The sequence below is a fragment of the Streptomyces sp. NPDC048297 genome, assembly GCF_043201585.1.
Taxonomy (GTDB): domain Bacteria; phylum Actinomycetota; class Actinomycetes; order Streptomycetales; family Streptomycetaceae; genus Streptomyces.
The window spans coordinates 136,515-149,856 of sequence record NZ_JBICZA010000003.1; the positions used below are offsets into that span (position 1 = coordinate 136,515).

The following is a 13,342-nucleotide window of genomic DNA, read 5'->3' on the forward strand; positions in this document are numbered from 1 at the left end:
GAAGCAGGGGTTAGAGCACCTGACGGCACGGCCAGATTGAACGACACAGAGAAGCTTATCTCTCCAGCCTCCTAGTTCGGGCCAATGATCGGAAATCCCGTCTTGTACAGACCATTTGGACTTGGTACGACGGTAGCTGCGCGCGCCTGGACAATGCTCCCATCCGGCATGATCACCTGCCCCATTCCCTCCGGGATCTGCACCGACCTAGGACCGGCCCCTTCGACATGGAGCCCCTTGAGGAAATCTGCAGCAGCGTCGTTGTCCAACCATTGACCTTGCTGGTTCCCAGTACTGCGAGCACGATCAGTCAGAGCCTTCGTGTTCTTCGCCCCAGCGCCATGAGTCTTGAATGTGTGACCCCACGTTTTCACGCTGTTAGACGACCAGTTCACACACCCATTGCTGTTGTGAACCAGAACCGGCGTCTGACCAGCGAGTACATAGTACGTGTGCTGCGCGACCCCGCTCTACCTGCTTCTTTGCAGGTCAGCGTATGTTTCGGGTTCCGCTGGCGTCCGTGGTTGTGCGGGGAAATCCGTCGTTGTTGCCGTCGCTACTGCCGTCAAGGGCTCGGGCGGCACGGTCGCGTTGCCGCTGGCGGCTGTCGGCGCAGGGGGACTCTACTGCCACGCGCCGGGTTCGGCGCGGACGAGAGCGCGGACGGTCTGTTCGTAGAACTCGTGGCCGCTCTGAGCGCAGTGTTCGGCGATCCAGCGGGTCAGGTCGTCCGGGGTATGCAGTGTGCCTGAGGTGGCGCCGCAGTTGTGCTCTTCGCCGGTGACGCAGGCCGCCTCGAACTTTGGCAGCGCCAGGGGGTCGGGGACGATGGTCACGTGGTACTCGCGGAAGCGGTAGCGCCCCCGAGAGACATTGCGTACTGGTGCGCCGGCGTTCGGAGAGTCAGGCATCCTCGGTCGCCTCTTCCTGATCCGGAATGCGCCGTCCGCGCGAGTCCGCGACCCTGAGCGCGTCCGCCAGGGCTTCCGTCAACCGGCAGGCCAGCCAGCGGTATTCGGTCGCCGACAGGGTTTTCGCGCCGGGCATCGTGGCGTCGCGGGCGTACTCCAACACTTCCTGGCCCATGCTGAGCTGTACCGTCTCGATGCTGTCGGCGAGGGCGGAGAGGTAGCCCCGGCCGTCGGTGCTCAGGTAGCAGGGCTTCCCCTCCGGGCTGGTCCACGGCAGTAAGCGGGGTCCTCCCGCACCCGACGCGGCGTCGTACAGCTCTCTGCGACGCATGCGGTCGGCATCGCTCCTGGGCTGGCTCACTGGGCACCCCCGGCCTGGGTCACTGATCGTGGACACAGTGACCGTAGGCACTGACTGATCGTCACCCCAGGCTGTAGTTATGGCAGTTCGCGACTCTTGGTTCACGAACTGCCACGCTGCGTGGCAGCTACCCGACAACGCCCAGGTAGTCGGCCATTTCGCGCATCTCTGTCGTGAGGGTGCGCTTGCGCTTGCCCAGGATCTCCTGCATGGTCTCGGCGGCCCCGTTCTGGTGCCGCAGCCACTGCGGGGCGGCTTCCCTGGCACGGGTCAACTCGTCCATGGCGGCGGACAAGTCTCCGGTCCGGGTGTGGGCACGCGCCACATCGAGGGTGAAGCGGTTCCCGTCGTTGGTGCTGGGCCTGCCCAGGCGTTTCCACGCCTTGGGCGACAGCTCCTCCTGCTCGCCTGCCTTGCGCACCACCGCGCGGGAGTCGCCGACGACCATGTCGTCTTCGAGTGCCTTGACCGCGACGGTGACCGGCCCGAAGAGGGACCAGTGCCGGGAGACGTTGCGATGCGCCGTCCCGACCGCGGTTGCCGCGACCCGGGCGGCCTGACGGTACGCCTTCGCCTCGTCGGGACGGTTGTTCCTCGCTGCCGCAGCGGCGGCCTCCATCGCCAGGCCGCCCCACACCGCGTAGTGGTCCGGCTCGGCCCCGGTGATCTTCGGCTCCACCGCGTCCATGCTCCGGGCCGCGACCTGTTCTGCCTCGTCCAACCGGCCCTGCCTCACCAGCAGCCAGCACATGCAGCCGACGCCCGAGCCCGCCGCAAGCATGTCTCCGGTCTGACGGGCATCCATGATGGCGCCGCGCACAGCGGCATACGCGATGTCGTACTGCCGTACCTGTGTGAGGTAGGTGCCGGCCAGACGCAGCGCCTCGGCACGGGCCAGCAGAGCCTGCCGGTGCTCGTCCCCGCTGTCGTAGTAGGCGACGGCTTGTGCGGCATCACGCAGCAGGCCCGGCAGTTGAGCCGCGACGCTCTTGTAGCTGTCGGAGAAGTACAGCACCCGTGCGTCTTGCAGCGTCCGCCGGAAGGTACGCAGGTTCGGTTCCTCGGCCACGGCCTCGGCGTCCTGGTCCACGAGCCCGACGGCCGGGGTGAGGGCGGCGCGGAGCTGGATCAGGTTGACCCGGTTCGGCTCCTCGGCCCGCCCCACGGGCTCCGGTGCATCCGAGGCCATCAGCGCGGCCGTGGTCACCCCCAGCGCGCGGGCAAGCGTGTGCAAGGTCTCCATACGGATGGTGCCGCCCTGCTCGGCCTTGCGCACGGTGCCCGGCGATACGCCTGCGGCGTGGGCCAGTTCCTCCTGGCTCATCCCCGCGCGACGCCGGTACTTGCGGACGTTGTCAGCCAGCTCCGTGGTCATCAACTCACCACCTCCCACTCCACGGTACGCCCGGTCGGCACATCAACCGGGGGCGCTCCGGCAGACACCCGCCCACAAGGGTGCCCCACCGTGCGACGGGCCGGACCTCCGGCAGAACCGGAGCCTGAGCGGGTGGGGTCCCTCGTCGGTCGGGCAGCTTCGCCGGACCAGGGTTCTCCGGGGGCCGCCAAGGCTCACCTGGTGACGCGTGCGCTCGGCCTTGGCGGCCCCCGGGGGTTCCTGGTACGCCTCCGGTGACCGGGCGGCGAGGGACCCCATTGAGCGCTCCTACAAGCCGTGTGGAGACGAGGGCGTCAAGGACGCATCCGGAAACAAGGTCGGCGACCTGTGCTGGGCCTATGACAACGCCACCATCTCCTTCGATGGCCACTCCGGCGAGCTGATCGCCACCGGTGCCAACAGCTTCCGCATCAAGGGCGACGACGGCACGAAGGTCGACCGCATCTACGGTGACTCCACCAACGTGCGTGCCAACGGCGCCCACAACGACGAGTACTGGCGGATGACGACCACCGACGGCACCCGCTACTACTTCGGCTACAACCGCCTGACCGGCTGGGCCACGGGCAACCCCACCACCAACAGTGCCTGGACCGTTCCGGTCTACGGCAACGACTCCGGCGAGCAGTGCCACGCAGCCACGTTCGCCGATTCGTGGTGCCAGCAGGGCTGGAGGTGGAACCTGGACTACGCCATCGACGTGCACGGCAACGCGATCGCCTACTTCTACGACAAGGAGACCAACTACTACGGCCGCAACCTCACCGCGACGGATGAGACCGTCTACGACCGAGGCGGGTCGATCAACCGCATCGAGTACGGGCTGAAGCTCTCCACCACGTACTCCGCCAAGGCCCTGGCGAAGGTCGACTTCACCACTGCCGAGCGCTGTATTCCACAGACCGGGGTGACCTGCAACGCCTCCAGCATCGACACCCAGAGCTCCTACTGGTACGACACCCCGTGGGACCTCAACTGCAAGTCCGGCGCCTCCTGCTATGCGGCCTCCCCAACCTTCTTCACCCGCAAGCGTCTGACCGGTGTCTCCACCTCCACCCTGCAGTCCGACGGCACCTATGCACCCGTGGACTCCTGGGCGCTGGACCACCAGTGGGGCATGGCGGACATCGACTACCAACTGGAGCTGGCCTCCATCCAGCACACCGGTAAGGCCGCCACCCCGGACATCACCCTGCCGAAGGTGACCTTCGGCTACGACCAGCGCACCAACCGGCTCAAGATCGACGGCGACGACACGTCCCCGTTCATCAAGGAACGCCTTGCCACGATCGACGACGAGGCCGGCGGCCAGACCGACGTGGAGTACTCCACCGCCGCGTGCGACGCGAGCAACCTGCCCACGCCGGAGACGAATACCACGCGCTGCTTCCCGCAGTACTACACCAAGTCGGGTGACTCCGACCCGACCCTGCAGTGGTTCAACAAGTACGTGGTGGACGCGGTCACCCAGACCGACCGCACCGGCGGCGCCCCCGACCAGGTCACCCGTTACACCTACCTGGACGGCGCGGCCTGGCACTACGACGACGATGACGGCCTGACCAAGGAGAAGTACAAGACCTGGTCCACCTTCCGTGGCTACGGTCATGTCCGCGTGCAGACCGGCGGTCAGGCCGGCATGAAGTCCCAAAGCGAGCACTACTTCCTGCGCGGCATGGACGGCGACAAGGCCTCGCCCTCCGGCGGAACCAAGTCCGTGCCGCCCGTCTCAGACGACAACGGCGGCACCATCACCGACGCCGACCCGCTGGTGGGCTTTGAGTACAAGACCGAGGACTACTCCGGCCCCGGCGGCAACGTCCTCGACAAGAACGTGTCCACACCATGGTTCCATCAGACCGCGACGGTGACGCGCTCCTGGGGAACTGTGACCGCGAACCTGACCGGCACCCTGCACACCTACACCTGGACATCTCTGGACGACGGCGCCGGCTTCAAGTGGCGCCAGACGTATGTCTCTTACGCCCACGAGGACACCGCCGGCCGCGTCACCACAGTCAACGACACGCGGGACACTTCCACCTCGGCGGACAACCGCTGCACCCGCACCACCTACGCCGACAACACCAGCAAGTGGATCCTGAACAGGCCCTCCCGCATCGAGACGGTCGCGACGGCCTGCCCCACCGCCCCTGACCGATCCAAAGCCGTCCTCTCCGACGTGCGCACTGCCTACGACGGCCAGGACTACGGCGTAGCACCCACCACGGGCGACGCCACACACCTCGCAACTCTCAAGTCCCACGATGGCACCACCGCCACCTATCTGGAATCCGGCGTCACCTACGACTCCTACGGCCGCCCACTGGCCACCACGGACATCACTGGCAACGTCACCGCGACCGAAACCACGGCACCGGTGCGCACCGCCCGCAGTGACGGGCGGACCGCCACCACTGTCTACAGCCCCTCCACCGGCTTCCCCACCACCACGACGGTGACCACTCCGCCCGCCAAGGCCGGGGACAGCACGACCGCACAGACCACCACCACCACCACCACCTATGAGCCGGTCCGGGGACTGCCGCTGACCGTGGTGGACACCAACAACAAGCGCACCGACACCACCTACGACGCCCTCGGCCGCACGCTGAAGGTCTGGCTGCCCAACCGCTCCAAGGCCAACAGCCAGACCCCCAACTACGCCTTCTCCTACACCATCACCGACGGCCAAGCCGTCGCGGTCGGCACCACCACCCTCGCCGGCACCGGCACGCTGACCTCCTACACCCTCTACGACGGATTCCTCCGCCCGCGCCAGGCCCAGGCGCCCGGACCGTCCGGCGGCCGGCTGGTGTCCGACACCTTCTACGACGAGCGCGGCCTGGTCCCCAAGGCGTTCGCGCCGTACTACAACAACCAGTCCGGGCCTTCGACCGGCCTGCTGTCGCTGACGGATGCCACTGGGGTGGAGACCCAGACCTGGAACACCTACGACGGCCTGGGCCGCATCACCACCGCCAAGCAGGTCGCCGGCAGCGGCGACGGCGGCCAGGTGCTCTCAACCTCCACCACCGTCTACGGCGGCGACCGCACCACCGTCACCCCGCCCCAGGGTGGGACCCCCATCACCACCGTCACCGATGCCCGCGGCCAGACGACGGAGCTGGACCAGTACCACGCCTCCACCCCGACCGGCGCGTACGACAAGACCCTCTACGGCTACACCCCGGCTGGCCAGCTCGACAAGATCACCGATCCGGCCGGGAACGTCTGGTCCTACGCCTATGACCAGGACGGCAACCAGAAGACCGCCACTGACCCGGACAAGGGCACCACCACCTCCGTCTACGACGACCGAGGCCAGCTGCTCTCCACCACCGACTCCCGCAGCAAGAAGATCACGCACGTCTACGACAACCTCGGCCGGGAGATCGAGACCCACGACGGTGACGCCACCGGCCCGCTGCTGACCGCACACGTCTGGGATCCGACCGGCTACAAGGGCCAGCTCGCCTCCGCCACCCGCTACATCGGCGGCGCCACCGGATACGCCTACACCACCAGCTACGGCCTGTTCGACAACCTGTACCGGCCTCAGCGCACCACTGTCACCATTCCCTCTTCCGAAGGCGACCTGGCCGGCTCGTACGCCTCGACCGTCGCCTACAACGCCGACAGCACCATCCAGTCGATCGGCTACCCGAAGACCGGCGCGCTGGCGGCGGAGGCGGTCACCCCGTCCTACGACGAGGTGCTGCGTCCCAAGACGCTCACCGGCAGCGGCGGCAACACCTACGTCACCGACACCGCCTACAGCTACACGGGCAAGCCGCTGCAGTACACCTACCAGGCTGCCGGCGCCAAGTTCACCCAGGTCACGAACACCTACGAGTGGGGCACCCAGCGGCTGTCGAACTCCCGGGTCGACCGCCAGGACATCAACGGCACCGACAAGTCCGCCACCTATCACTACGACCAGGCCGGCAACATCACGTCGGTCGCGGACGTCTCCCGCGACGGCACCGACAACCAGTGCTTCACCTACGACTACCTCGGCCGTCTGACCGAAGCCTGGGCCCAGGGCTCCACCACCTGCGCCGCCGCCCCGGCCGCGTCGGCGCTCGGCGGCCCCGCCCCGTACTGGCAGTCCTACGCCTATGACCTGGCCGGCAACCGTACCTCCGAGACCCGCCACGACCCCTCCGGCGACAGCGCCCAGGACCTCAAGCACACCTTCACCTACCCCGACCCCGGCGCCTCCCACCCGCACTTCCCCTCGCAGGTGACCACCACCGGTCCCAACGGCACGGCTGTCGACTCATACACGCCGCCCGACAACACGGGCAATACTCAGACCCGCACCGTAGTCGCCAACAAGCAGACCCTCACCTGGGATACAGAGGGCCACCTTGCGGCTGTCTCCGCGGACGACGGCAACGGCGGCACCAAGACCGCCAACTACATCTACGACGCCGACGGCAACCGTCTGATCGCCGACACCGACTCCGGCACCACGCTCTTCCTCTCAGGCACCGAGATCACCCTCGGCATCGGCTCCACCACTCAGAAGGGCACCCGCTACTACAACCTCGGTGACGGCGGCCAGGCGGTACGCACCGATGACGGCAAGCTCTCCTTCCTCATCGGCGACCACCAGGGCACCAGCCAACTCGCCATCAACTCCAGTGACCTGTCGATGCAGCAGCGCCGCTCCACCCCCTTCGGTGCTCAGCGTGGAACTGCACCGACCAGTTGGCCCGGCGACAAGGGGTACGTCGGCGGCACCAACGACGCCACCACCGGCCTCACCCACCTCGGCGCCCGCGACTACGACCCGGCCACCGGCCGCTTCCTGTCCGTCGACCCGTTGATGGATCCCACCAACCCCCAATCGCTCAACGGGTATTCGTACGCGGAGAACAACCCGGTCACCCTCAGCGACCCGACCGGCCTGTGCCCGGTTGACCTTTGCGGCGGAGGCGAAGGCAAAGGCGGCGCCACCAATGGCGAGGTGACCAAGGTGGCCAAGTCGAGCCCGGCATATCAGCCCCTTCCGTATGACGTCACGCTACCGGGCACTGGAAAGCGTCAGATCTTTCCTGGCGTTTTCATACCTGACCACTTCAAGGGCTGGCAGAAGGTCAGAGACCGCTTCTACCACTACTGGTTGGGCACCATGAACACCAACGGGTCTACACCTCAGTACCTCCTGGACCCAGACAACCCTAACCAGCATGCCCAGGTGGAGCTGTGGTTGTGGAATTCCTGCAGGGGTGGAAAGGCTTGCCCGAAGGGCACTACATCAAGCTTCATGCAGGTTGTTGCCGGCGGCCTCTTCGCATTCGGTTGGGGTGAAGGCGCGGGCGCGCGCGGAAGAAGCGGCGGGATACGCACTCGCGCCGGGGGCGTCAGGCTCAAAAGACCGTGCAGTTTCACCCCGAGTACCCGTGTTCTCATGCGCGGACGGAAGTCCAAGCCCATCGGAAAGATCAAGGCTGGCGACGAAGTCGAGTCCGCAGATCCTGCCACCGGGCGACACCAAGGTTCTCGCACAGTCACTGCCACACACATCCATCACGACGATGATCTCGTCGACCTGACGCTCCAAACCGGGCACCACCACTTCAGCATCCTGCACACCACCTCCCGCCACCCCTTCTGGGACGACACACGCCACACTTGGGTACCCGCCGGTCAGCTCACACCGGGCCACAACCTGGAAACTGCGACTGACCACCACGTCCGCGTTGTGTCCGTCCGTACCCGCCCAGGTGCCGCGGACATGTACAACCTGACGGTCAAAGAGCTGCACACGTACTATGTCCTTGCAGGCAGCACGCCGATTCTCGTGCATAATGCATGCGGCGATCCTGCGCATGCAGCTGATTGCTACTGCAATTGGGGGGAGCCGGTCATTCCGCGCCCCAATGCTGCCGCTAAGGTTGATGAATTCACGCTTCACGCTACGCAGCGCCTGGAGCAGCGCGGGGTTTCGGCAGAGGATGCTCAGGCCGTTCTTGGAAGAGAGCCCTTCTCTTACAATCACGATGATCAGTGGAAGCTGGGCTACCATGATCCCCGGTCCAAGGTATTTGTCGCCAAGACCGTCGACGGGAACGTGAACACCGTGATGACCAATGTGGACCAGGCATACATCAACCGTCTCCAGGGAGGGCGCTAACCATGGCAGACGTTAGAGTTACATACGATCAGAAGGCGAATGCGGCGTATGTCTACTTCGCCGATCCGCAAGCGCGCACGCAGGTGGCTCGCATGTATCCCTGCGATCCGGTCGAGGTCGGGGGCATGATCAATCTCGACTTCGACGAGAGCGGGTGCCTCATTGGTATCGAGGTGCTGGCGGCCAGTTCAAAGCTTCCCCAGCACTTGCTTGATATGGCGGAGCGACTCGACATGGAGAGCTCTTAAAGGCTGCCAACGGGCTTCCGAATCAAGTTCTCGAATTTGTAGCTCTCCTCCTGGTTTGACTTGCTAGTTTTCGAGGCGCCGTTGCGTATCATTCCGAAATCTTGGCGCGTCTTTCAGGAGGAAAATAGCTCTCCGGTTCATGGCTCGACAGAATTGAATCAGTCAGGCTTGGGATGTGCTTGCAGGTCGCGCGATAGTGTCAATTGGCTCTATGGAATGGGGCGCACGAAGACCGTCGGGTGAATTATTCGGACTTCGGGTGAGGGTTTCTGCGGGCGCTGCCTGGCGTCTTCGGAAGTGAGCAAGCCGCCCCCATCGGAGATTGATCCGGTGGGGGCGGCTGCGGTGCTCTCGGGTGTCTGACGGCAGTAGTTGACGGCAACGTCAGCGGACGGGCGCTGCGCAAAGGGGTGGTTCGTCGCTGTCGCCGGGCTCGCCGGTGATCTGGGCGGGGTTGCGGAGGGCGTTACCAAGAAGGTCGATGGCGTCGCGCTGGAGGCGGAGCCGGACGTGGGCGTACACGGTGGCGGTGACGCCGATGTGGGCGTGGCCGAGGAGTTCCTTGATCACGACGAGGTCGACGCCTTGTTCCAGGAGCAGGGTCGCAGTCGAGTGGCGGAGATCGTGAAAGCGGATGCGGCGGAGCCCTGCCCGGCTGAGGAGTCGGCCGAAGCGGCGGTTGAGATTGGTGGGGTCGAGGGGGCTTCCGGTCGCGGTGGTGAAGACGAGCCCGCTGTCCGTCCAGTTGGTTCCGGCGTCCTGGCGTTCATCCTGCTGGTGTTCCCGGTAGCTCTTGAGGGAATGGACGCACTCGGTCGGGAGGGCGATGCGGCGTTCGGAGGCGCGGGTCTTGGTGTGCAGGGTGGTCAGGCCGCTGGTGCGGGTGCGCTGGAGGGAGCGGTGGATGCTGGCTGTGCCGCCGTCGAGGTCGAGGTCTTCCCAGCGTAGGCCGAGGAGTTCGCCCTTGCGGAGCCCGGTGCGCAGGGCGAGTTCGTACAGCACGTGCATCCGGTCACCGCTGGCGGCCTGGAGGAACTGCCGGGCCTCGGCCGCCGTAAGGGGCCGGAAGCGCCTCGTGCGGGGCGCAGCGGTCTTGACGTTCCGGGCCACGTTGCGCGGCAGCTCGTCCTCGCGGACGGCGTGTTCCAGGGCTGACTTGAGGACCGCGTGGACGTACGTCACGGTCAACGGTGACAGCCGCTTGTCGCAGCACTGACCGATAGCGCAGCAGGACCGCCGAACAGCATCCCGTTCCTGGGTGCAGCACTGGCAGGTGGTGCGGAGTCAGTCGAGGAAGGTGCCGACGTCGCGGGTGGTGAGTCGGGCGAGCTTCTTGGCGCCGAGGCCCGGGGGCTGATGCAGGTTCGGGTGACAGGTGCGGTCACGCGGCCTGGAGGGCCGGTGTGGTCATGACGGTCTCGAATTCGATGGGGGTCAGCCGGCCGAGTGAGGCTTGTCTGCGGCTTCGGTCGTAGGTCCGCTCGATCCAGGTCACGATCGCGATGCGGAGTTCTTCGCGGGTGGCCCGGACACGGCGGTCGAGGACGTTCTTCTGCCGCAGGCTGAAAAGGACTCCATGGCCGCGTTGTCCCGGGCAGCTCCGACCCTCCCTGTCGATCCGGCCATCCGGTGGCTGTCGAGCACCCGGACGAACTTCCGGGAGAGGAACCGCAATCGCTGTGCAGAGTGCACCCGTCGACGTCTCCACGCCGGGCCACGGCATTGTTCAGGGCGGCCACGGCCCAGCGGGACTTCATCCGCACATCGATGGAGTAGCCCACGATCCTGTTGCTGAAGGCGTCCTTGATCGCGCCGAGGTAGAGCTTGCCTTCGCCGGTGGCGTGCTCGGTAATATCTGCGAGCCACAGCCGGTTCGCGCAGGTCGCGGTGAAGTCACGGCGGACCAGGTCGTCGTGCACCGGCGGGCCGGCCTTCTTGCCCTTGCCACACTTCTTGCCGGACACGCTCCACCAGCGGTTGTCCCGGCAGATCCGCCATGCAGTCCAGTCCGCCATCACGGCCCCAGCGCCGCGCGCTTCGTCGGCCAGGAAGCGATGGCCGAACTCCGGGTCGTCACGGTGCGCATCGAAGCGGTGCAGGGTGGAAGCGGATGCAGGTTGTTCAGTCACAAAGGCTCATCAGACCCGCCACCCAGGCCCCTTGGCTCACAATCTCCGTCGCATAGCCACAGGCGTGGTGAGTCACGGTTGGCGGCAGACCCTCTCATCGCCCGCCGCCAACCGCCTGCTCATCGGGGTACGGGTGCACGCCCTCGCTGGGTGCGAAAGGGGAATTCCAACGCCAAGACACGGCTGATGGTATCTGCCACCGCCGGACCGGTTGTCCCTCGCACCGGAACCCGCCGGGCGTGCCGGCGTGGCCACTCGTCGTCGAAAGACTCCAAACACTCCTGCCTCGCTGGAGAGGCCGACAGGCCGCCCAACCAGCTGTTCAGCCCACCTGGCACCCCATCAGAACGAGCGTCAAATGAGCGTCAAGACACCTCGGAGAGCGTCATTTCAGCGTCAAGATATCGCCCGTACCGCCCACACCGCACATAACGCACACCACCCGAACCCGCAGGTCAGACGGCCTTTGCGGCCGGTTCAAGGATCGCCACGCACTCCACATGATGCGTCATCGGAAACAGATCGAACGCCCGCAGCGTCCGCACCCGGTACCCGCCGTCACGGAAGTACGCCAGGTCGCGGGCCAGCGCAGCGGGATCGCAGGCGACGTAGGCGATGCGGCGGGCGCCGAGGGAGGAGAGGTGGTCGACGGTCTTGCGGCCGGCGCCCGCGCGCGGGGGGTCGAGGACGATGAGGTCGACCTCGGTGATGCCGGTGCGCGGGAGGACCGACTCGACCTTGCCCTGTTCGATGCGGACCCGGGGGAAGTCGGCGAGGTTGTGGCGCGCGTCCTCGACCGCGCGCTTGCCGGACTCGATGCCGAGGACCGCGCCCTTCTCGCCGAGGCGGTCGGCGAGGGCGCCGGCGAAGAGGCCCACGCCGCAGTAGAGGTCGAGGGCCATCTCGCCCTTGCGCGGCAGCAGGCCCTGCATGACGGCCTTGACCAGGGTGTCGGCCGCCATCGGGTGGACCTGCCAGAAGCCGCCGCTGCCGACGCGATAGGTGCGGCCGTCAGCACGCTCACGCACGAACGCGCGGCCGTGGACGCGGTGGATGCCGCCGTCCTTCTCGTCGACGCGCATGACGGAGACGGGCTTGTCGAGCTCGACGAGCGGCAGCCGGGCGCCGGGCCGCGGTTCCAGGATCACCATGCGGTCCTGGGAGCCCGTCGCGGCGATCGCGTCGACGGACGCCATGCCGGCCCAGTCCCGTTCCTCGATGCCGAGTTCGGTGACACCGGGCGCGGCGATCATGCAGTGGTCGATCGGTTCGACCTCGTGCGAGCGGTGGCGGCGCAGTCCCGCGTTGCCGTCGGCGTCCACCGCGTACTGCACCCGCGTCCGCCACTGGGGCACCTCGCCCGCCGGAAGCTTGTCGCCCTCGGCCGGCATGACCGTGCCGTCCCAGCCGGCCTCCTCGGGGGTGAGACCCGCGAGGCGCTGGAGCTGCTCGGCGATCACCTCGCCCTTCAGGCGGCGCTGGGCGCCCGGCTTGGCGTGCTGCCAGTCGCAGCCGCCGCAGCGGCCGGGGCCGGCGAAGGGGCAGGGGGCCTCGACGCGGTCCTTGGAGGCGTCGAGGATCTCGACGGCGTCCGCGCGCAGGAAGCGGGCGCCCTCCTCGCCCTCCGTCACCCGGGCCACCACCCGCTCGCCGGGCAGCGCGTGCCGCACGAACAGCACCTGGCCCTCCGACGTACGGGCGATGCAGTGGCCGCCGTGGGCGACGGGGCCGATCTCGACCTCGTACTCCTCGCCCACCAGAGACTTCGTCGGTTCTGCCTGCATGGTGGGGTGACTCCAGATCGGGAAGAGGGCGGGACGGAGGGGGTGGGGCAGAGGGCAGGAGGGTGGTGCAGGGGGTGGGACAGTGGGAGGCGGTCGCGGGAAAGGGTGCGGCCGCAGCCGGTGGGCCTGACAACAGCCCACCAGTCTACGGCCTTCCCACAGCGCCTCGAACCCGTGCCTCAGCCCCTCGCCGACGCGGGCCTCGAGTCTCAGACCCTCGCCGACGCGGACCCTGCGTCTCAGACCCTCGCCGCCTCGGACCTCGCGCCCCAGACCCTCGCCGACGCGGACCCTGCGTCTCAGACCCTCGCCGCCTCGGACCTCGCGCCCCAGACCCTCGCCGACGCGGACCCTGCGTCTCAGACCCT

Annotated in this window: 6 protein-coding genes and 3 pseudogenes; 3 read left to right on the top strand and 6 right to left on the bottom strand. The window is 67.0% G+C overall.

The genetic code is table 11. The features are described from left to right. Nucleotides 1-623 precede the first annotated feature (623 nt). From ACGFYV_RS04435 to ACGFYV_RS04445, 3 genes are all read right to left on the bottom strand, one after another. Nucleotides 624-911, bottom strand: a complete 288-nt coding sequence (locus ACGFYV_RS04435) for a hypothetical protein (RefSeq protein ID WP_393876843.1) — start codon at nt 909-911, stop codon at nt 624-626. Then, nucleotides 904-1,242, bottom strand: a complete 339-nt coding sequence (locus tag ACGFYV_RS04440) for a hypothetical protein (protein ID WP_393876844.1) — start codon at nt 1,240-1,242, stop codon at nt 904-906. The genes ACGFYV_RS04435 and ACGFYV_RS04440 overlap by 8 nt, the downstream gene beginning before the upstream one ends. A 157-nt stretch (nt 1,243-1,399) precedes the next feature. Then, a complete protein-coding gene (locus tag ACGFYV_RS04445; protein ID WP_393876845.1) occupies nt 1,400-2,647 on the bottom strand; it encodes a helix-turn-helix domain-containing protein in 1,248 nt (415 codons plus the stop codon). Between the two features lie 208 nt (nt 2,648-2,855). Here ACGFYV_RS04445 and ACGFYV_RS04450 point away from each other — a divergent pair, with 208 nt between their 5' ends. Together ACGFYV_RS04450 and ACGFYV_RS04455 are read left to right on the top strand one after the other, a co-directional pair. After that, nucleotides 2,856-8,813 carry an RHS repeat-associated core domain-containing protein gene (locus tag ACGFYV_RS04450; protein WP_393876846.1) on the top strand — a complete coding sequence of 1,986 codons (5,958 nt, stop codon included), beginning with the start codon at nt 2,856-2,858 and terminating at the stop codon, nt 8,811-8,813. Nucleotides 8,814-8,815: 2 nt separating this feature from the next. Then, complete coding sequence (locus tag ACGFYV_RS04455) at nt 8,816-9,061, top strand: DUF2283 domain-containing protein (protein ID WP_393876847.1); 246 nt, start codon at nt 8,816-8,818, stop codon at nt 9,059-9,061. A gap of 384 nt (nt 9,062-9,445) precedes the next feature. Here ACGFYV_RS04455 and ACGFYV_RS04460 read toward each other — a convergent pair. The 3 genes and pseudogenes from ACGFYV_RS04460 to ACGFYV_RS04470 form a co-directional block, all read right to left on the bottom strand. After that, nucleotides 9,446-10,423, bottom strand: a pseudogene (locus ACGFYV_RS04460) (tyrosine-type recombinase/integrase); the annotation flags it as partial. A gap of 19 nt (nt 10,424-10,442) precedes the next feature. Then, a pseudogene (locus ACGFYV_RS04465) lies at nt 10,443-11,148 on the bottom strand (transposase); the annotation flags it as partial. A 497-nt stretch (nt 11,149-11,645) separates the two neighbouring features. After that, entirely contained in the window at nt 11,646-12,974 is a 1,329-nt protein-coding gene (locus tag ACGFYV_RS04470; RefSeq protein ID WP_393876848.1) for a class I SAM-dependent RNA methyltransferase, read from the bottom strand. A gap of 174 nt (nt 12,975-13,148) precedes the next feature. On the opposite strand from ACGFYV_RS04470, the pseudogene ACGFYV_RS04475 reads away from it, so the two are divergent. Next, nucleotides 13,149-13,342: pseudogene (locus tag ACGFYV_RS04475) on the top strand (hypothetical protein); the annotation flags it as partial.

Bases quoted from the DNA above. Each gene is read 5' to 3' on its own strand.
- ACGFYV_RS04435 (WP_393876843.1), bottom strand. From the start codon at position 911: ATGCCTGACTCTCCGAACGCCGGCGCACCAGTACGCAATGTCTCTCGG.
- ACGFYV_RS04440 (WP_393876844.1), bottom strand. From the start codon at position 1,242: ATGCGTCGCAGAGAGCTGTACGACGCCGCGTCGGGTGCGGGAGGACCC.
- ACGFYV_RS04445 (WP_393876845.1), bottom strand. From the start codon at position 2,647: ATGACCACGGAGCTGGCTGACAACGTCCGCAAGTACCGGCGTCGCGCG.
- ACGFYV_RS04455 (WP_393876847.1), top strand. From the start codon at position 8,816: ATGGCAGACGTTAGAGTTACATACGATCAGAAGGCGAATGCGGCGTAT.
- ACGFYV_RS04470 (WP_393876848.1), bottom strand. From the start codon at position 12,974: ATGCAGGCAGAACCGACGAAGTCTCTGGTGGGCGAGGAGTACGAGGTC.